This window comes from Micromonospora sicca (assembly GCF_003172935.1).
GTDB lineage: Bacteria > Actinomycetota > Actinomycetes > Mycobacteriales > Micromonosporaceae > Micromonospora > Micromonospora sicca.
The window spans coordinates 1-18028 of sequence record NZ_QGKS01000236.1 but is presented as its reverse complement, the minus strand read 5'-3'; the positions used below and the strand labels follow the sequence as shown (position 1 = coordinate 18028).

Annotated in this window: 16 protein-coding genes; 4 read left to right on the top strand and 12 right to left on the bottom strand. The window is 73.6% G+C overall.

What is annotated here, in order from left to right; all coding sequences use genetic code 11:
* Positions 1-141: 141 nt before the first annotated feature.
* Entirely contained in the window at positions 142-798 is a 657-nt protein-coding gene (locus DKT69_RS16835; RefSeq protein ID WP_109802487.1) for a DedA family protein, read from the bottom strand.
* Positions 799-1236: 438 nt separating this feature from the next.
* Here DKT69_RS16835 and DKT69_RS16830 point away from each other — a divergent pair, with 438 nt between their 5' ends.
* Entirely contained in the window at positions 1237-4089 is a 2853-nt protein-coding gene (locus DKT69_RS16830; protein ID WP_109802486.1) for an aconitate hydratase, read from the top strand.
* Between the two features lie 62 nt (positions 4090-4151).
* On the opposite strand, the gene DKT69_RS16825 is transcribed toward DKT69_RS16830, so the two are convergent.
* The 8 genes from DKT69_RS16825 to DKT69_RS16795 all read right to left on the bottom strand — a co-directional run bounded on the left by DKT69_RS16825 (position 4152) and on the right by DKT69_RS16795 (position 13276).
* The gene (locus DKT69_RS16825; RefSeq protein WP_109802485.1) at positions 4152-4757 is read right to left on the bottom strand and encodes a GTP-binding protein; all 606 of its coding nucleotides are present in this window, start codon (positions 4755-4757) and stop codon (positions 4152-4154) included.
* On the bottom strand, positions 4738-5127 hold the full coding sequence (locus DKT69_RS16820; protein ID WP_109802484.1) for a DUF742 domain-containing protein: 390 nt from the start codon (positions 5125-5127) through the stop codon (positions 4738-4740). Before DKT69_RS16820 ends, DKT69_RS16825 begins: the two co-directional genes overlap by 20 nt.
* Positions 5124-5555 carry a roadblock/LC7 domain-containing protein gene (locus DKT69_RS16815; RefSeq protein WP_109802483.1) on the bottom strand — a complete coding sequence of 144 codons (432 nt, stop codon included), beginning with the start codon at positions 5553-5555 and terminating at the stop codon, positions 5124-5126. Before DKT69_RS16815 ends, DKT69_RS16820 begins: the two co-directional genes overlap by 4 nt.
* A gap of 81 nt (positions 5556-5636) precedes the next feature.
* Entirely contained in the window at positions 5637-8183 is a 2547-nt protein-coding gene (locus tag DKT69_RS16810) for a nitrate- and nitrite sensing domain-containing protein (RefSeq protein WP_109802482.1), read from the bottom strand.
* 111 nt (positions 8184-8294) lie between these two features.
* Positions 8295-9920, bottom strand: a complete 1626-nt coding sequence (locus DKT69_RS16805) for a prenyltransferase/squalene oxidase repeat-containing protein (RefSeq protein WP_236647971.1) — start codon at positions 9918-9920, stop codon at positions 8295-8297.
* Positions 9917-10801 (bottom strand): terpene synthase family protein, encoded by an 885-nt coding sequence (locus DKT69_RS39875; RefSeq protein ID WP_236647970.1) that lies wholly within the window; start codon positions 10799-10801, stop codon positions 9917-9919. Before DKT69_RS39875 ends, DKT69_RS16805 begins: the two co-directional genes overlap by 4 nt.
* A 15-nt stretch (positions 10802-10816) precedes the next feature.
* On the bottom strand, positions 10817-12196 hold the full coding sequence (locus tag DKT69_RS16800) for a cytochrome P450 (RefSeq protein ID WP_109802488.1): 1380 nt from the start codon (positions 12194-12196) through the stop codon (positions 10817-10819).
* A gap of 162 nt (positions 12197-12358) precedes the next feature.
* Positions 12359-13276 (bottom strand): GNAT family N-acetyltransferase, encoded by a 918-nt coding sequence (locus DKT69_RS16795; protein WP_109802480.1) that lies wholly within the window; start codon positions 13274-13276, stop codon positions 12359-12361.
* A 114-nt stretch (positions 13277-13390) separates the two neighbouring features.
* Between DKT69_RS16795 and DKT69_RS16790 the strand changes: the two genes are divergently transcribed.
* Positions 13391-13639: a DUF2630 family protein gene (locus DKT69_RS16790; protein ID WP_109802479.1), complete on the top strand. Its 249-nt coding sequence runs from the start codon at positions 13391-13393 to the stop codon at positions 13637-13639.
* A 45-nt stretch (positions 13640-13684) separates the two neighbouring features.
* Here the strand turns inward: DKT69_RS16790 and DKT69_RS16785 are convergent, their stop codons facing one another.
* From DKT69_RS16785 to DKT69_RS16775, 3 genes are all read right to left on the bottom strand, one after another.
* On the bottom strand, positions 13685-14614 hold the full coding sequence (locus DKT69_RS16785; protein ID WP_109802478.1) for a serine protein kinase RIO: 930 nt from the start codon (positions 14612-14614) through the stop codon (positions 13685-13687).
* Between the two features lie 187 nt (positions 14615-14801).
* On the bottom strand, positions 14802-15446 hold the full coding sequence (locus DKT69_RS16780; RefSeq protein ID WP_109802477.1) for an HAD family hydrolase: 645 nt from the start codon (positions 15444-15446) through the stop codon (positions 14802-14804).
* 60 nt (positions 15447-15506) lie between these two features.
* Complete coding sequence (locus DKT69_RS16775; RefSeq protein WP_109802476.1) at positions 15507-16361, bottom strand: carbon-nitrogen hydrolase family protein; 855 nt, start codon at positions 16359-16361, stop codon at positions 15507-15509.
* A gap of 97 nt (positions 16362-16458) precedes the next feature.
* Between DKT69_RS16775 and DKT69_RS16770 the strand changes: the two genes are divergently transcribed.
* Both DKT69_RS16770 and DKT69_RS16765 read left to right on the top strand, forming a co-directional pair.
* Positions 16459-17031, top strand: coding sequence for a TetR/AcrR family transcriptional regulator (locus DKT69_RS16770; RefSeq protein ID WP_088975104.1), 573 nt, complete (start codon positions 16459-16461; stop codon positions 17029-17031).
* A 123-nt stretch (positions 17032-17154) separates the two neighbouring features.
* On the top strand, positions 17155-18028 hold an 874-nt coding region (locus tag DKT69_RS16765; protein ID WP_109802475.1), incomplete at its 3' end, for a TIGR04222 domain-containing membrane protein.

Sequence of the window (18028 nt, the reverse complement as noted above, 5' to 3'; positions counted from 1 at the left end):
CCTCCTACCGGATGAGCGTGGACAACCTCGCCGACTGGATCGCCACCCGCGGCTACACCGCCTCCTGACCCAACCAGCACCAACCCGAAAGGGCCGACCCCCACCCGGGGGCCGGCCCTTTCGTCGTATCCGAGCGCCGGGTCAGCGGTCGCTGCCGGCGCGGACCGGCTCGGCCTCGTCGGCCGCCTCCGCCGGGCCGAGCCGATGGGCCCGGCGGCGCAGCCACCAGGTGCTGGCCAGCCCGGCGAGGATCGCGACGACGAGACCGGCCCAGGAGATGTCCTTGAGCCAGTGCTCGGCCGCCCGGCCCACGCTGAAGAGCAGGTAGGTGGTGCCGAAGGCCCAGACCAGGCCGCCGGCCGCGTTCGCCACCAGGAACCGGCGGTACGGCACGTGCAGCGCGCCGGCCAGCGGGCCGGCGAGGATCCGCAGCAGCGCCACGAAGCGGCCGAAGAAGACCGCCCAGACACCGTGCCGGGCGAAGCTCTGTTCGGCGCGGGCGATCTGCGCGGGGCCGAGATGTCGGGGGAAGCGCCGGCCGAGCCGGGCCAGCAGCGGACGCCCACCCCGGCGGCCCACCGCGTACCCGACCGAGTCGCCGACGATGGCGCCGGCAGCCGCGGCGGTGGCGACCCACTCCGGCTCGACCACGCCCGCCGCGGCGAGCAGGGCGGAGCTGACCAGGACGATCTCGCCGGGCAGCGGCACGCCCATGCTCTCCACGCCGATCACCCCGGCGACGATCAGGTAGACCAGGCCCGGCGGCAGCGCCGAGAGCCAGTGCTGTACGTCGACCACCCGCCACCCCTTCCGGTCCGACCCCGAACCCTACCCGCGCCGCGGCGTCCGAGCCGCCCGCTCAAGGACGGACCGCCCGTCGGGGCCGGCGCCCGTCGACAGACGGCCCGAGGAGCCCTCCCCCTGGCCGTCCGCGAGGCTGGGCGGGCGTCAGCCGGCGATCGGGGCGAGGAACTCGAGGCGGTTGCCGTGCGGGTCGTGGGTGTGGAGACGGCGTAGAACGCCCGGGACGCGGCCTCGGAGCCGGGTGGGCAGGCGAGCAGGACGTGATGGATCATGGTGGCACGTCCTCGTCCCGAACCGTGGCACGAGGTTGCATCAATAGCAAGACGGACGTACGGTTTTATTGGAAGCGAGAATCGGCGGTAAGTGTCACCTAACCCGGGCGTCCCCCCGGCCGGTGCGACAGACTGCTCAGGACTACTCACGGTCGCTGGTGTGAAGGAGTACGACGTGGCGAGCCTCGACACCTTCGGTGCGAAGACCCAGCTACGCGTCGGAGACGCGAGCTACGAGATTTTCAAGGTCGACAAGGTGGAGGGCCACGACCGGCTGCCCTACAGCTTGAAGATCCTCCTGGAGAACCTGCTGCGGACCGAGGACGGCGCGAACATCACCGCCGACCACATCCGCGAGCTCGGCGGCTGGGACCCCACCGCCGCCCCGAGCGTGGAGATCCAGTTCACCCCGGCGCGGGTGCTCATGCAGGACTTCACCGGCGTGCCCTGCGTGGTCGACCTGGCCACCATGCGCGAAGCCGTCCGGGACCTGGGCGGCGACGCCACCAAGGTGAACCCGCTCGCCCCGGCCGAGCTGGTCATCGACCACTCCGTCATCGCCGACCTGTTCGGCCGCGAGGACGCCTTCCAGCGCAACGTCGACCTGGAGTACGAGCGCAACAAGGAGCGCTACCAGTTCCTGCGCTGGGGCCAGACCGCGTTCAACGAGTTCAAGGTCGTCCCGCCCGGCACCGGCATCGTGCACCAGGTCAACATCGAGTACCTGGCCCGTACGATCATGGAGCGCAACGGTCAGGCGTACCCGGACACCGTGGTCGGCACCGACTCGCACACCACCATGGTCAACGGCCTGGGCGTGCTGGGCTGGGGCGTCGGCGGCATCGAGGCCGAGGCCGCGATGCTCGGCCAGCCGGTCAGCATGCTGATCCCGCGGGTCGTCGGCTTCAAGCTCTCCGGCGAGATGCCGGCCGGCACCACCGCCACCGACCTGGTGCTCACCATCACCGAGATGCTGCGCAAGCACGGCGTGGTCGGCAAGTTCGTCGAGTTCTACGGCCCCGGCGTGAGCGCCGTGCCGCTGGCCAACCGGGCCACCATCGGCAACATGTCCCCGGAGTACGGCTCCACCGTCGCGATCTTCCCGATCGACGCCGAGACCATCCGCTACCTGCAGCTGACCGGCCGCGACCCGCAGCAGGTCGCGCTCGTCGAGGCGTACGCCAAGGAGCAGGGCCTCTGGCACGACCCGAACCGCGAGCCGGAGTACTCGGAGCGCCTGGAGCTGGACCTCGGCACCATCGAACCGTCCCTGGCCGGCCCGAAGCGCCCCCAGGACCGGGTGCCGCTGGGCAGCGCCAAGACGCTGTTCCGCGGCGCGCTGACCGACTACGTGGCGGACGACTCCGCCGGTGAGCGCGACCTCAAACCGGGCGTCGCCCGCGAGCAGCTGCCGCGCGGCGCCAACGGCCCGGCCGACGAGGCCAGCGCCGAGTCCTTCCCGGCCAGCGATCCGCCGGCCAACGAGTTCAGCGACCCGGCCGACGAGCCGCGCGACCTGGAGACCGCCGCGGCCGGCGCCGGCGGGCGCGCCACCAACCCGATCCGGGTGACCAGCGCCGACGGCGTCGAGTACGAGCTGGACCACGGCGCCGTGGTGATCGCCGCGATCACCTCCTGCACCAACACCTCCAACCCGCAGGTGATGATCGGCGCCGCGCTGCTCGCCCGCAACGCGGTCGACAAGGGCCTGACCCGCAAGCCGTGGGTGAAGACCACCCTGGCGCCCGGCTCCAAGGTCGTCATGGACTACTACGAGCGCGCCGGCCTCACGCCGTACCTGGACAAGCTCGGCTTCAACCTGGTCGGCTACGGCTGCACCACCTGCATCGGCAACTCCGGCCCGCTGCCGGAGGAGGTCTCCGCCGCGGTCAACGAGGGCGACCTCGCCGTCGTCTCCGTGCTCTCCGGCAACCGGAACTTCGAGGGCCGGATCAACCCGGACGTCAAGATGAACTACCTGGCGTCCCCGCCGCTGGTGGTCGCGTACGCGCTGGCCGGCACGATGGACATCGACCTGGCCAACGAGCCGCTCGGCGAGGACAGCCAGGGCGACCCGGTCTTCCTGCGCGACATCTGGCCGAACAGCGCCGAGATCCAGGACGTCATCGCCCAGGCGATCGGCGCCACCGGGTTCAGCGCCGCGTACGCCGACGTCTTCGCCGGTGACGAGCGCTGGCAGTCGCTGCCGACCCCGACCGGCGACACCTTCGCCTGGGCGGGCGACAGCACCTACGTCCGCAAGCCCCCGTACTTCGAGGGCATGGGGCGCCTGCCGGCGCCTGTTTCCGATATCGGTCCAGCGCGGGTGCTGGCCAAGCTCGGCGACTCGGTGACCACCGACCACATCTCCCCGGCCGGCTCGATCAAGGCCGACTCCCCGGCCGGGAAGTACCTCGCCGAGCACGGCGTGCCGCGCCACGAGTTCAACTCGTACGGCTCCCGGCGGGGCAACCACGAGGTGATGATCCGGGGCACCTTCGCCAACATCCGGCTGCGCAACCAGCTCGTCCCGGGGGTGGAGGGCGGCTTCACCGTCAACCACCTGACCGGCGAGCAGACGTCGATCTACGACGCCTCCATGGCGTACCAGGAGGCGGGCGTCCCGCTGGTCATCCTGGCCGGCAAGGAGTACGGCTCCGGCTCGTCGCGCGACTGGGCGGCCAAGGGCACGATGCTGCTCGGCGTCCGGGCGGTCATCGCCGAGTCGTACGAGCGGATCCACCGCTCGAACCTGATCGGCATGGGCGTCCTGCCGCTGCAGTTCCCGGTGGACACCACCGCGGAGTCGCTCGGCCTGACCGGCACGGAGACCTTCTCCATCGCCGGGGTGACCGCGCTGAACGACGGCGACACCCCGCGCACGGTGAAGGTCACCACCGACACCGGCGTGGAGTTCGACGCCGTGGTCCGGATCGACACCCCCGGTGAGGCGGACTACTACCGGCACGGCGGCATCCTGCAGTACGTGCTGCGTCGCATGATCGCCAGCTGACGTACCAGCGAAGAGGGCCCCTTCCCGCGACCGCGGGGAGGGGCCCTTCGGCGTCCGGAGGGTCAGTCGACGGCCCGGCGGCGGGCCTCGCGGGTCTTCATGGCGTGCTCCAGCAGCGTGATGAGCACCTCCTTGCTCGACTCCCGCTGCCGGGCGTCGCAGAGCACCACCGGCACCCCGGGGTCGAGGTTGAGCGCCGCCTGCACCTCGTCCAGCCGGTGCTGCCGGGCGCCCTCGAAGCAGTTCACCGCCACCACGAAGGGCGTGCCCCGGCCCTCGAAGTAGTCGATCGACGGGAAGCAGTCGGCCAGCCGGCGGGTGTCGGCGAGCACCACCGCCCCGATGGCGCCCAGCGCCAACTCGTCCCAGACGAACCAGAACCGGTCCTGGCCGGGGGTGCCGAAGACGTAGAGCACCAGGTCGTCGCTGATGGTGATCCGACCGAAGTCCATCGCGACCGTGGTGGTGCCCTTCTCCTCCACGCCGGAGAGGTCGTCGATCCCCACCCCCGTCTCGGTCAGCACCTCCTCCGTCCGCAGCGGACGGGTCTCGCTGACCGCGCCGACCATGGTGGTCTTGCCCACGCCGAAACCACCGGCGATCAGGATCTTGATCGCGGTGGGCAGCGGGGCCACTCCCGCCGGCCGCTCAGAGGGCCCGAAGTCCATTGATAACCGCCTCGAAAACGCTGTCGTCGGGAAGGCCGGCGGTGGTGGCGCGCGGCTCACGGACCTGCACCAGGTTGCGGGCCACCAGGTCGCCGAGGAGGACTCGGACGGTGCCCACCGGCAGGTCGAGGTGGGCGGCGATCTCCGCCACGGACTGCATCCGCTGGCAGAGGCCGACGATGGCCACGTGCTCGGGGCCCAGCCCCGACTCCGACGCCACGTCGGCCCGGGTCGCCATCACCAGGGAGATCAGGTCGAACGTGCCGGTGACCGGGCGGGCCCGGCCCCGGGTGACCGCGTACGGGCGCACCACCGGGCCCGCGTGGTCGTCCACCCACTCCTGCTCCGCGGAGTCCCCCTGGACGGTCATCGCGCCGGGGTCTCTCCGGTCGGCTGCTCGGGCCCTCGGGTCGGCGAGGCGACGAATCTCCCGACCCGGGTGACCAGCATCGCCATCTCGTACGCGATCAGGCCCACGTCGGCGTCCTCGGAGGCCAGCACCGCCAGGCAGGCGTTGCGGCCGGCCGCCGTGACGAACAGGAACGACGACTGCATCTCGATGATGGTCTGCTGCACCTGGCCACCGCCGAACCGCTTGCCCGCACCCCGGGCCAGGCTCTGGATGCCGGCCGCCATCGCCGCCAGATGCTCGCCGTCGTCCCGACTCAGGCCTTGTGAGGAGGCCATCAGCAGGCCGTCGGTGGAGAGCGCCACGGCGTGTTCCGCCTGCTTCACCCGGCCGACCAGATCATCCAGCAACCACGTCAGGTCCGCGCTCGAAGCCGTCTTCTGCGCCACTCGTCGTCCTCTTCTCCCCCGGCTGGTGTCGCCGTGCTCGCTCCGCCGTACCGGCCGTATCGGGCCGGACCGACGTCGTCCTCAGGTCGCCTGTTCGTCCGCGGTGTCCGGCGCGCTCTCGGACCCGCGCGTCGCACCGCCGAGCAGCCGCGCCGCGTCCGTCCGGCCGCGTCGGGTGCCGCTCTGGTAGGAGCTCATCATCCGGCGCACCTGCTCCGGCGGGCGTACCGTGTCGTCGTCCGAGTCAGCGTCCGAAGCGGACGGTTCGTCACGCAGCTCCGGCACGATGCTCGCCTGCCGTACCCGCACCGGCAGCCCGGAGTCCGTCCGGGCCGACTCGGGGCCGGCCGTGGCGACCGGTGCGGGATCGGCCGCCACCGGTGCGGCGGCGTCCCCGGTGGGCCGCGCGGTCGTCACCGGCAGCCCGGTCGGGTAGGTCGGACCGTCCAGCCCCGGCAGGCCGGTCCGCCGCCGGGCACGCGTCGGCAGCCCCGTCTCCGGGACCGCGGGCTCGTCCGGCCCGGCCGCGACGCGACCGGGTACCGGGTCCGTCTCGGCCGGCACGTCGTCCGCGGCGTCATCCGGACGCCCGTCCTCCGGCGTGCTCGGCCGGGGCGGCTCCACCAGCGCCACCGGGCTGGCCGGCTGCTCGCCGGTCGGCTCGGACCGTCCCGTCCCGGCGCCGACCGCGACCGGCCCGCCGGTCCCCGAGCCTGCCCGGAACCCGCCCGAGGTGACCGGGTCGGGGCCGTCGTCGGTGACCAGGTCGAGCGGGATCAGCACCACCGCCGTGGTCCCGCCGTACGCGGACTCCTTGAGCTGCACCCGCACGCCGTGCCGCTCGGTGAGCCGGCTGACCACGTAGAGGCCGAGCCGGGCGGCGTTGGCGAGGTTCAGTTCGGACCGGTCGACGATCCGGTGGTTGGCGGCGGCGAGGTCCTCGTCGGTCATGCCGAGGCCGCGGTCCTCGATCTCGATGGCGAACCCGTTGGCCACCACCTGGCCGCGCACCTCGACTGTGGTGTGCGGGGGCGAGAACGACAGTCCGTTCTCGATCAACTCGGCCAGCAGGTGGATGACGTCACCGACGGCCCGGCCGGCGAGCGACACCGGGCCCAACGGCAGCACGTTCACCCGGGTGTAGTCCTCGACCTCGGCCACCGCGCCGCGGACCACGTCGACCATCGGCACGTTGCGGCGCCAGGACCGGCCGGGGGTGGAGCCGGAGAGCACGATCAGGTTCTCGGCGTTGCGCCGCATCCGGGTGGCCAGGTGGTCGACCCGGAACAGGTCCTCCAGCTCCTCGGCGTCGTGCTCGCGGCGCTCCATCGCGTCGAGCAGGGTGAGCTGGCGGTGCACCAGGGCCTGGGTGCGCCGGGCCAGGCTGAGGAACACCTCGCGGACGCTGCGGCGCAGCTCGGCCTGCTCGACGGCGGTCCGGATCGCGGTCTCCTGCACCGCGTTGAAGGCCTTGCCCACCTGACCGATCTCGTCGTCGCCGAACTCCAGCGGCGGCGCCTCCCGGGCGACGTCGACCTCCTCGCCCCGGCCCAGCCGCTCCACCACGCCGGGCAGCCGCTCGTTGGCCAGCCGGAACGCGGCCTCACGCAGCCGTTCGAGCTGCCGGACCAGCGATCGGGCGGTGGTGATCGACACCACGATGGACGCGATGACGGCGAGCAGGCCGAGGCCGGCCGCCAGCACCAGCCGCACGATCACCATGACGGCGACCGGGGTCGCCCGGGACACGATGTCCTCACCGCCGGCGAGAATGACCTTGCGCAGGTCCTCCATCGCCTGCGGGGCGGCGACCTGCCACGCGGGCGCCGACACGGGTGGCCTGATCTCGCTGCCCTTGGCCGCCAGCACCCGGTCCTCCAGGCCGCGCAGCTGCCGGAACGCGACGCCGTCGATCATCGTCTGGTAGCGGTCCCGGTCTGTCGAGGACAGGTCGTTCCCGGTGCGTCCGGCGAGGTAGCGCTGCGCACCGACCAGCCGGGCGAAGGTGGTCTGCTCGGCCACGGTCATCCGGTTGGCCGCCAGGACGCCCGTCAGCAGCGCGTCCTCCTGCGACAGCAGCTCCCGGGCCCGGTTGAGGTCGATCAGCGCGGCGGTGTCCCGGGCGATCTGGTCGTCGTCCAGACCGCTGAGCGCGTCGAAGACCCCGAAGATCGCGTCGATCGCCTCGTTGTACGCGGCCAGCGTCGCGGTCCGGTCGATGGTCCGCCGCCCCACCTCGGCCCGGATGTCGCCGAGCTGCTCGACCTCCGTCCGGAGCGCGGCGATCCGCTGTTCGAGCTGCTCGCTCGCCGGCAGCTCGGTCCGCCAGTCCTGGGTGGACCGCCACAGCGCGGTGGCCGTCTCGTCGGTCCGCTGCCGCTGCGCGCCCAGCTCCTTGAGCTGGTCCGGGTCGGGCTGGCCCAGGTACGACAGCGAAAGCCGCCGCTCGTTCTGCAGCTGGAGCAGCAGCGGATCGCTCGGCTCGAAGACCCGCGCGTTGAGCGTCTGGACGCCGAGCAGATTGAAGCCGTCCCGTACGGTCACCCACGCCGCGAAGGCCCACAGGGCGATCAGCGACACGAGCAGGGCGATGACTTTGGTACGGAGATTCGTACTGCGGGAACCCATCACACCGTCCTGGCCGGGTATTCGAATCACGTGCCCGAGATGAGTCGTCGACGATCCGATCGACCCCGGCGCACGCTAGCAGTGTCCAGAAGCTGACTCAAGCGATGCTGATCATGGCAGGGTACCGAGGGGTGCCGCGTCGCCTGTTGCGTCGCCGGTCCACAGCGCCGCGAGCACCGCCGCGCGCACGATCAACGTCGGTCGGTACAGGTCCTTGTCGTGCCACAACGCCGGCTCGCCGTCCCGGCCGTCCAGTTCGGACAATCGGTGGCGGCCGGCGGCGACCGCCGCCTCGGACGAGCGGTCGGTGGCCAGCAGGGCCAGCAGGGCGTACGCGGTCTCCTCCGCGGTGCCGGCCCACCGTCCCCAGGAGCCGTCCGGCCGCTGGGTGTCCAGCAGCCAGTCGGTGGCCCGCCCGACGGCGGTTCGCGCCCCGGCGCTCCCGGCGTGGTCACTCAGGGCGAGCACGGCACAGTACGTGGCGTAGTAGGGCGAGGCGTGCCACCGGTCGCACCACCGCCCGTCGGCCTGCTGTCCGGCGACCAGCCAGGCGGCGACCCGGTCCGCCGCGCCCGCCGCGCGGGGCTGGACGGCCGTCCCGCCGTGCGTGAGGTGGTGCCCGAGGGCGTCGAGGACGTGGGCGTTGGTGGTGACCGAGGCCCCGTCCTCCCCGGGCCAGGTGCAGAAGTGGGCGCCGGTGTCGTAGGACCAGAGGCTGGACGGGTCGACCGGCAGGCCCAACCGGGCCAGGGCGTACAGGGTCACCGAGGTGGTGTCGGCGTCGGCCGGCAGGCCGGGCCCGGTGGCGGCGCCAGCCGGGCCGACGGCGGCCCGCAGCTCGGCGACCAGCGCGGCCGGCACTGTCGCCGGCACCCCCGCCCGGGCGAGGATGGCGAGCACCCACGCGCGTTCGAAGACGGCGATCGGGGTGGCGCAGGGCACCGGCCCACCCCGGCCGACGTCCCGCAGGTACGCCGGGGCGGGTCCGCCGGGGTCGTCGGGCCGGCGCCCGATCCAGGCGGCGGTCGCCGCCGGTGAGGCGCCGATCGTACCCGGGCCCACCGGCGAGACGCCGGCCGCCCGACAGGCCCGGTCGCCACCCACCTCGAGGGCGTGCGCCAGCTTCTCGGGGACCGCTCGGCCGGCGCCCAGCAGGCCGCGTACCCGGTCCAGGCGGCCGGAGTCCAGGCCGGCCGGGAGGGGCAGCCGGGGCCGGTCCCGCCACCCCTGGAGACCGGTCGGAGGACCCTCCGGGCGGCTCAGCTGCCCGTCGATCGACTCGACCAGCGCCGGCACGATCAGATCGGTGGCCGGCAGGTCGGGCAGTGCCGGCGCGGCCGGGTCGCCGAGGTGACCGGCCACGAAGCGCAGGCCCCGGTCCGCGGCGCGGACCAGTGCCGTGGCCGGCCCCGGCCCGTGGTCGCAGCGCCGGAGCACCGTCAACAGCGCCTCGGTGGCGCTCAGGCTCGGCACCAGGGCGTAGCCGTCCGGGCCGCCCCAGCCACCGTCGGCCCGCTGCCGGTCGAGCAGCCAGTCGATCCGCACGTCGTGGCCGGGCAGCCAGGGCGCGAGGGCGACCAGGCGGGCGGTCTCGTAGACCGAGGCGGAAGTCTCCCCGGACGGGTTGCGCGCCATCGCCGCGATCAGGTCCCGGACCCGACCGGAGTGCCCGTCGCCGGGCGGCGCTCCGCCACCGCCCGGGTGGGCGGCCGCCCGGCGGTCGGCGACGACGCTCACCGGGTTCCCCAGAAGTCGGTGAGGCGGTAGAAGCCGCTGGTGAAGCCGAGCTGCCGGGTGAGGTAGTCGGCCTCCCGGGGGCAGTCGGCCGCCAGCTCGGCCAGCAGGTGCCGACAGTGGTCGATCTGCGCCGCCGTCCGCCGTTCGATCTCCGTACGGTCGTCCACCAGCATGATCGCGTTGAGGTCCCCCCATTCGAGGTCGCGCTGATAGGTGGCCAGGTCGTTGACCAACCGCAGGGCCCGTTGCACCTCGTCGCTCACGGTCACGAGTCGGGGCAGCCGGCGGTGTGTCTCGGGGGTTCCGGTGTGGATCCAGTGGGCGACGTTGACCACCGTGGCCGCCAGATTGTCGGCGTTGTCCAGGTACTCGGTCAGGGTGGGTGGACCCGTCCCGTCCTTCACCGCGGTCTTCCAGTCCCACTCGCGGCCCATGGCGGTCAGGGTGCGGTCGATCTCCTCCCGCCACAGCCCGCGCAGCCCGGCGAAGCCCGGGGTGGCGGCGAGGTCGTCGCGCAGTTCGGCGAGGAAGCGACCCAGCGGGTCCTCGGCCGCGGCGCCGTCGGCCACGGTCAGGCACGCCTTCGTGATCCGGTCGATCTCCGACCGGGACGTGGCCAGGTGGTCGACCTGCCAGTCGACGGCGAAGCCCCAGAGGACCGCGCGACCGGTGATACCCAGCTCCTCGGCGGTGCACCACGGCGCGCTGAACGCCATGGCCAGCGAGATGCTGCTGAGCAGGGCCGCGTCGAAGGGCTCGCCGGGAAAGAGGTCGGGCTGGGCGGCGACCCGGCGCTGCAGGTCCCGCTGCCCCCGGGCCGCGAGCGCGCAGATCCGCCCCTGTTCCGCGGCCGAAGCGAGCCGGCCGCTCTGTGCATCCACTGTGGTCGTTCCCTCTCAGTCGGCGTTCCGGGCGCCCAGCAGGGTCAGCTCGACCCGTTCGCGCGGCCGGAGCGCCGCGGCCAACCGCAGGCCGGGCACGCCCGGGCGGCGCAACCTGAATCGGTACCGGCTCAACATGGTGGCGATGATGAGCTGCGCCTCGAGGTAGAACAGGTACATCCCGAGGCACTGGTGCGGACCGCCGCCGAAGGGGAAGTGGGCGTACCGGTGGCGGGTGCGAATCGCCTCCGGCCGGAACCGTTCCGGGTCGAACTCCTCCGGCCGCTCCCAGAACTGGGCCATCCGCTGGGTGATCAACGGGCTCGCCACCATGGTGGCGCCGGCCTCGATCGGCACGCCGTCGATGACGTCCGCGGCGACCGCGCGGCGCGGGATGATCCAGCCGATCGGGTACAGCCGCAGCAACTCGTCGAGGACCATCCTGGTGTAGGTCAGGTCGCGCAGGTGCTCGCGACGGACCGGTTCGCCGCCCACCACCCGGTCGACCTCGGCATAGAGCCGGTCGGCGACGTCGGGGTGCTGGTCCAGGTGGGGCCAGAGCCAGGTGAGCACGTTGATGGTGGTCTCCGTGGTCGCCGCGAACATCGCCACGGTGTCGTTGCGGACCTGCCGCTCGTCGAGCGGCCGGCCGTCCTCGGTCCGGGCCCGCCACAGCGTGGAGATGATGTCGTCGCCGTCGTCGGCCGCCGTCCGGGTGGCCCTTACGATGGGCACCAGCACGTCGTCCACGATCCGCACCGCGCGGCGGAACGGACGGTCGCCCGGCATCGGCAGGGAGAGCGGGGCGAACGGCACGATGATCCGGGGGATCACCGCGGTGGCGATGACGTCCTGCGCGTCGATCACCCGCATCGCGTCCGGCACGGAGATCTTGTCGGCGAAGAGCACCCGCATGATCGCGCGGCTCACGATCCGGGCCTGCTCGACGCCGATGTCGACGGTCCGCCCCGCTCGGGACGGCTCGCCCAGCTCGTCGACGGCGTCGCCGATGGCCTCCGCCATCCCGTCGATCAACGCCTCCACCCGCTTGGCGGTGAACATCGGCTGGAGCATCCTGCGGCTGGCCGACCAGATCTGGCCCTCGCCGAGGATTCCCTCGCCGAACAGCCGCTTGACCGGCCGCCAGAACAGCCCGTCGCCGGCCCGTTCGTAGTTCTCCGCGCGGTCGCGCAGAACGTGCTGCACGTGCCGGGGGTGGGTGACCAGGTAGGGGCGGAACGAGCCGAGGTTGAGGCGGACGACCGCTCCCCCGGTCTGGTTGCCGGCGTCGATCAGCGCCCGGGCGGGATCGCGGAGCAGGCCCGGGACGATCCGACGAAGGGGAACGGTACGAAGTTGCCCGGTCGTTCCGGGCTCCGGATGCGACTCGTCCACGTGGTGCACTCCCCCCTGGGTCAACTCAGCGTCGCGGCGCCGTCATGACCCGTGATGTTGTCGCCGAGCATGCCACCCGGAACCGCGGATCAGAAGACGGAGAAGAAAATATCTCACACAACAACATTCCCGTTGTCGACAATGGACCGGTGAGGGAAGTGCTCAGCCGCAAAGGTTCCGCAGGTAGCGCCACTCGCCGCCGACCGTCCGGTAGCCGAGCCGGTGGTTGAGCGCCAGCATCGCGTCGTTGCCGGCGTCGTTGGTCGTGAGCGCGTACCGGAAGCCGGTGCGTCGGGCCCCGCGCAGCGCGGCGACCTTGACCAGCCCGGCCAGGCCGCTCCGGCGGTGGGCGGGCCGGGTGCCGGTCATCCCGGACTGGTAACCGCGCCGGCCGTCGGTCAGGGCGAGACTGAACGCCGCGACCGCATCGTCCACCATGGCCAACCGGGTCAGCGCCCGATCCAGGTCCGGACGGTCCCAGTAGGCGGCCAGCCAGTCGGGATAGCTGATCGCGTCCATGCCCACGTCGCCGGGCTCGTCCCGGGCGGCGTCCAGGTCCGCCTCGTACAGCGGGCGCGGATCGGCCAGGTCGGCCGCCGAGGCCAGGATCACCCCGGGCGGCACCGGCAGGTCGGGCAGCGCCGCGGTGGCCAGCTCCAGGCGGAGGAACAGGGCCCGCCGACCGCGCCGGTAGCCGCGCCGCTCGGCGAAGCCGAGCGACGACGGATCGTCGGCCACCTTGGCGTACGCCGTCCGCGCGCCCAGTCCGACGAGCCGCTCCTCGGCCGCGGCGAGCAGGGCGGACCCGACGCCGCCGCCGCGCCGCCCCGGGTGCACGGTCACGTCGGCGAAGCCCAGGCCCGGCTCGGCGCTCTCGTGCAGCAAGCCGGTACGCGCGACGCCGACCACCTCCCCGGTCGACTCGGAGACCAGCAGGGCGTACCGCTCCGCGGGCGGGTTGGCGGTGGCCTGCCAGGCGATCAGCTCCGGGCTGACCAGGACGTGCGGGTTGGCGGCCCGCAGCAGCGCGGCGACGGCCGGTGCGTCGGCCGGACGGAACGGGCGCGGCACGAAGATCATCGGGTGGCACCCTACCCCGCCGGGCGCCGCCCTGCGTGCCGCTGCTCCGGCCGTCGGGGCCGACGCCGAACAGAACGTGGGCGTGCCCGGGCGGCCTGTGCCAGGCTCAGGGGCATGGACGACATGACCATCCTGAACCGGATCTCCGAACTGGTCGACGAGGAGCACCGGCTGCGCTCGGCCGCGCAGGAGCACGAGGCCGGCACCGATGACGAGGCCAGGGAACGGCTGCGGGCGCTGGAGGAATCCCTCGACCAGTGCTGGGACCTGCTGCGCCGCCGCCGCGCGGCCCGGCAGGCACACGGCGACCCGGAAGCCCAGGGCGAGCGCCCGGTGCCGGAGGTGGAGCGCTACCTCCAGTGAACCCGGGTCCCGGGCGGGTGGTCACCCGCCCGGGACCCGGTCCGCTCAGCCGATGCCCGCCTCGCGCAGCAGCAGCCCGGTCAGCGCGGCCGGGTCGGTGTCCGGGGCGGGCAGTCCGCGCGCGGCGAACCACGCGCCGACCACCCGGACGTCCCGGGCGAGGAACTCGGGCCCCTGCGGGTTGGCCACCACGTCGACCACCTGCGGCAGGTCGATCATGACCAGCCGCCCCCGGTGCACCAGCAGGTTGTACGGGGACAGGTCGCCGTGCGCGTACCCGGCGCGGGCGAGCACCACCAGGGCGTCGACCAGTTGCTCCCACAGGTCGCGCAGCTCGTCCGGTTCGGGCCGGAGCTGGGCCAGCCGCGGCGCGGCCTGCCCCTCGTCGGCGTCCCCCACGAACTCCAGCATCAGCTCGGTGCCCAGCAGCTGCACCGGGTACGGCACGGCGATCCGCCCGGACTCCGCGCCGATCTCCCAGAGCCGGGACAGCGCCGTGAACTCGGCCGCCGCCCATTGCCCGGCGATCATCTGCCGGCCGAACGCGGTCCGCCCGGCCATCGCCCGGTTCTCCCGGGACCGGCGGACCCGCCGCCCCTCCAGGTAGCCGGCGTCCCGGTGGAAGAGCCGGTGCTGGGCGTCCCGGTAGCGTTTCGCCGCCAACAGGCAGGACCGGCCGGTCTCCGGCACGGCCCGGCGGACCAGGTGGACGTCCGCCTCCTTGCCGGTCTTGAGCACGCCGAGTTCGGTGTCCCGCGCGGCCAGCTCGGTGACCAGCCACTCGGGGTGCGGTTCCGGGCCGTGCACGGCCCCGTCCCAGGAGGACCAGGGGTCCTCGGGGTCGGGCTCGTCGTCGGGCTCGGTGAGGGCCGGCTCGGCGTGCCGGCCGTGCTTCAGGAAATGCGGTTCGTCGTCGTCGAAGCGGCTCTTGCCGCGGCCACGGCGCTCGCGCGCCGGGAGGTCGTGTTCACGCACGGGTTCGGTGATCCCTTGATCGAGGCTGATGGAGGCAGGTGGAACGACCCTGCAAAGACGGCCATGACCGACCTCCTCTCCTCGACCGGGCACCGCGCGGCTGCGCCTGCGCGCGGGACCCATGCTCACCGCGGGCCGCCGCGGGGTCAACCGAATAAACCGGGCCCGGGCGGGGACGCGCGCCGGCTCAGCCGGCGAGCACGGTGGCCACCGCGGCGATCAGCCCGTCCACCGTGCGGGTGGGCGCGAACCGGCTGTCCGACCAGGTCCGGCCGCGGTGCAGCCAGACGCTGGGCAGGCCCACGGCGGCCGCCCCGCCGATGTCCGCCTCCGGGCTGTCCCCGACCACCCAGGCGCCCCGCAGCGGCATCCGGGCGCGCTGGGCGGCCAGCGCGAAGATCCTCGGGCTGGGCTTGCTGACCCCGGCCTCCTCGGAGATCACCCAGTCGGCCACGTACCGATCCAGACCCGTCCGCCGGATCATCGCGTCCTGCTGCCGCACCGCGCCGTTGCTGACCACCACCGGCACCCAGCCCGCGTCGTCGGCTATCCGCAGCGCGCAGGCGACCAGGGGATCCAGCCGGGTGTTCGCCACCACCCCGTCGTGCAGCTCGTCGACCAGATCGATGGAGGGGATGCGCAACCCGTACCGGTCCCGGATGGCGTCCGCGACGTCCCACCGGTCGGTCAGCCCGTCGGCGTCCACCGAGAGCAGCCATTCGATGTCCGTGCCCGGCGCGCCGACGCTGTCCAGGAAGCGCTCTCCCCAGGCACGGAACGCCCCGGTCCGGTCGAGCAGGGTGTTGTCCAGGTCCAGCAGGAGCAGCGGCACTCGCGCACCCTACGGGACCAAGGTGCACCGCCGACAGGGCCTGCACCCCCACGGCTTCGGTCAGCCGGCCAGCACCGTTCGGGGGAGCCCCTGGTCGGCAGGCCGGTCGGCGAGCATGGTGTGCGCCGCCCGGGTGGCCGCCAGCGCCCCGGGGTCGAGGGTCGCGACCAACACGTCCTCCCCGGCGTCGGCGCCGCGGGCGAGCGGGCGGCCCTCCGGGTCGTACACCGCCGCGCCGCCGTTGAACCGCCACGGGTCGGCGCCGCCGACGGCGTTGGCGAAGACCACGTACATGGTGTTGTCCAGGGCGCGGGCGGCGTAGTAAAGGTCGCGCCGGTGCGCCGAGCCGGCCAGGTAGCCGCTCGGGCACAGGTAGCCGTGCGCGCCGTCGGCGGCGGCGGCCCGGCCGTGCTCGGGGAAGCAGCCGTCGTAGCAGATGCCGAGGCCGAGCCGCCAGCCGTCGACCAGCAGGGTGGCGCCGCGCCGGCCCGCGTCGAACAGGTCCCGCTCGCCGCCCCAGAGCTGCTGCTTGTCGTACGCCGAGCGGGCGACCCCGGCGGCGTCGACGACCAGCGAGGAGATGGTCCGCCGCCCGTCGGGGTGCCGGACGGCCGCGCCCACCACCACGGTGGCGCCGCCGTCCCAGGCGGCGGCTCGCAGCGGGTCGAGCCGCGGGTCGTCGACCAGACCGTCCGCGCCGGCCGCCACGTCGGTGCCGGCCGGGTCGGCGGCCAGGGTCGGCGGGTGGTACGCCGGCAGGAACAGCTCCGGCAGTACGACGATCCGGGCGTCGGCGGCCCGGCCGACCAACCGGGCGGCGGTGGTGGCGTTGCCGGCGACGTCGCCGGGGACCGGCTCGGCCTGGACGGCCGCCACGGTCAGCGGGTGCTCGGGGAGTGGGGTGGCCTGGGTCACCGGGCGATCGTAGACCGGGTGGTCCGGCTCGACCCTTCCCGCTCCCAAGCCGTACGTACGGTTTGCATCGACCGTGGGCACCTGACACGATCGTTCCGTGCCCAGAGTAAGTCAGGATCAGCTCGACGCGCGCCGGCAGGAGATCCTCGGTGCCGCGCGGGCGTGTTTCGCCCGGCACGGCTACGAGGGCGCCACCGTGCGCCGCCTGGAGGAGGCCACCGGGCTGTCCCGGGGCGCGATCTTCCACCACTTCCGGGACAAGGACTCGCTCTTCCTGGCGGTCGCCGAGGACGACGCCGCCGCGATGGTGGAGACGGTGGCCCGCAACGGCCTCGTGCAGGTCATGCGGGACCTGCTCGCCCGGGCGGTCTCCCCGGACACCACCGGCTGGCTGGGTAGCCAGCTGGAGGTCTCCCGGCGGCTGCGCACCGACCCGGCCTTCGCCCGGCGCTGGGCGGAACGGTCGGCGGCGATCGCCGAGGCCACCCGGGAACGGCTGGTCCGCCAGCGGGAGGCCGGGGTGCTCCGCGAGGACGTGCCGATCGACGTGCTGGCCCAGTTCCTGGAGCTGGCGTACGACGGGCTGGTGCTGCACCTGGCGATGGGCCGGCCGGCCGGGGACCTGGGGCCGGTGCTCGACCTGGTCGAGGAGGCGGTGCGCCGCCGCTGACCGCCCGGGTGCGCCCCACGGCGCCGGATCTCGGTCCGGTAACTCGGCCCGCGGGCCGGATCACCCCTGGCGGGTCTGCTCCACAATGGGGCCGCGATCCCCCTCGCGCGACAGGAGCAGAGCATGATCGTTCTCGCCGCACCGGGCGACACCTGGGGCATCCCCGGCCCGGTATTCCTGCGCTGGTACCTCCTGGCCGTGGCCGTGGTGCTCGTCGGCACCCTGGTCCACCGCTTCCGCGCCCTGGCCGGTACGCCCACCGGCGACCACGGGCAGCTCGGACCGCAGCAGGTCGCGTACCTCAACGGAGGTGACCAGCTCGCGGTCTGGACGGCGCTCGGCGGGCTGCGGCGCAGTGGCGTGGTGGGCGTCCGGCCCGACCGGCGGCTCACCACCGGCGCCTCGATGCCCGCCGGGGTCACCCCGCTGGACCAGGCGATCTACAACGCGGCCGGCAGGCACGTCCACGCCCGGGAGCTGCGCCGCGACGAGTGGGTGGTCCGGGCGCTCGAACAGCTCCGGGACGGCCTCCAGGAACGCGGGCTGGCGCTCGCCCCGGCCCGGCGAGCCGCCGTCCGGCGTGGCCCGATGCTGCTGGCCGCCCTGCTGGTGCTCGGCGGAATCCGGCTCTTCGTGGGGCTGTCGAACGGTCGCCCGGCCGGCTTCCTGATGCTCACCCTGGTCCCGGTCTTCGTCGCCTTCGTGCTGCTCAGCCGGGTGCCCTGGCGGACCCGCGCCGCCGACCGGGCGGTACGCGAGCTGCGCCGCCGGCACACCTACCTGGCGCCCGCGTCGGCGCCCGCGTACGCCACCTACGGCCCGTCCGACGCGGCGCTGGCCGTCGCGCTCTTCGGCACCGCCACCATCTGGACGATGGACCCGGGCTTCGCCGAGCAGGCCGAGATCCAGCGTCAGGCGCTCTCCGGCTCCGGCAGCTCGTTCAGCGGGGGCAGCTCCTGCGGCGGAGGCGGCAGCAGCTCCTGCGGCGGTGGCAGCT

Bases quoted from the DNA above. Each gene is read 5' to 3' on its own strand.
- DKT69_RS16825 (WP_109802485.1), bottom strand. From the start codon at position 4,757: ATGGACTTCGGGCCCTCTGAGCGGCCGGCGGGAGTGGCCCCGCTGCCC.
- DKT69_RS16820 (WP_109802484.1), bottom strand. From the start codon at position 5,127: ATGACCGTCCAGGGGGACTCCGCGGAGCAGGAGTGGGTGGACGACCAC.
- DKT69_RS16810 (WP_109802482.1), bottom strand. From the start codon at position 8,183: ATGGGTTCCCGCAGTACGAATCTCCGTACCAAAGTCATCGCCCTGCTC.
- DKT69_RS16795 (WP_109802480.1), bottom strand. From the start codon at position 13,276: ATGATCTTCGTGCCGCGCCCGTTCCGTCCGGCCGACGCACCGGCCGTC.
- DKT69_RS16790 (WP_109802479.1), top strand. From the start codon at position 13,391: ATGGACGACATGACCATCCTGAACCGGATCTCCGAACTGGTCGACGAG.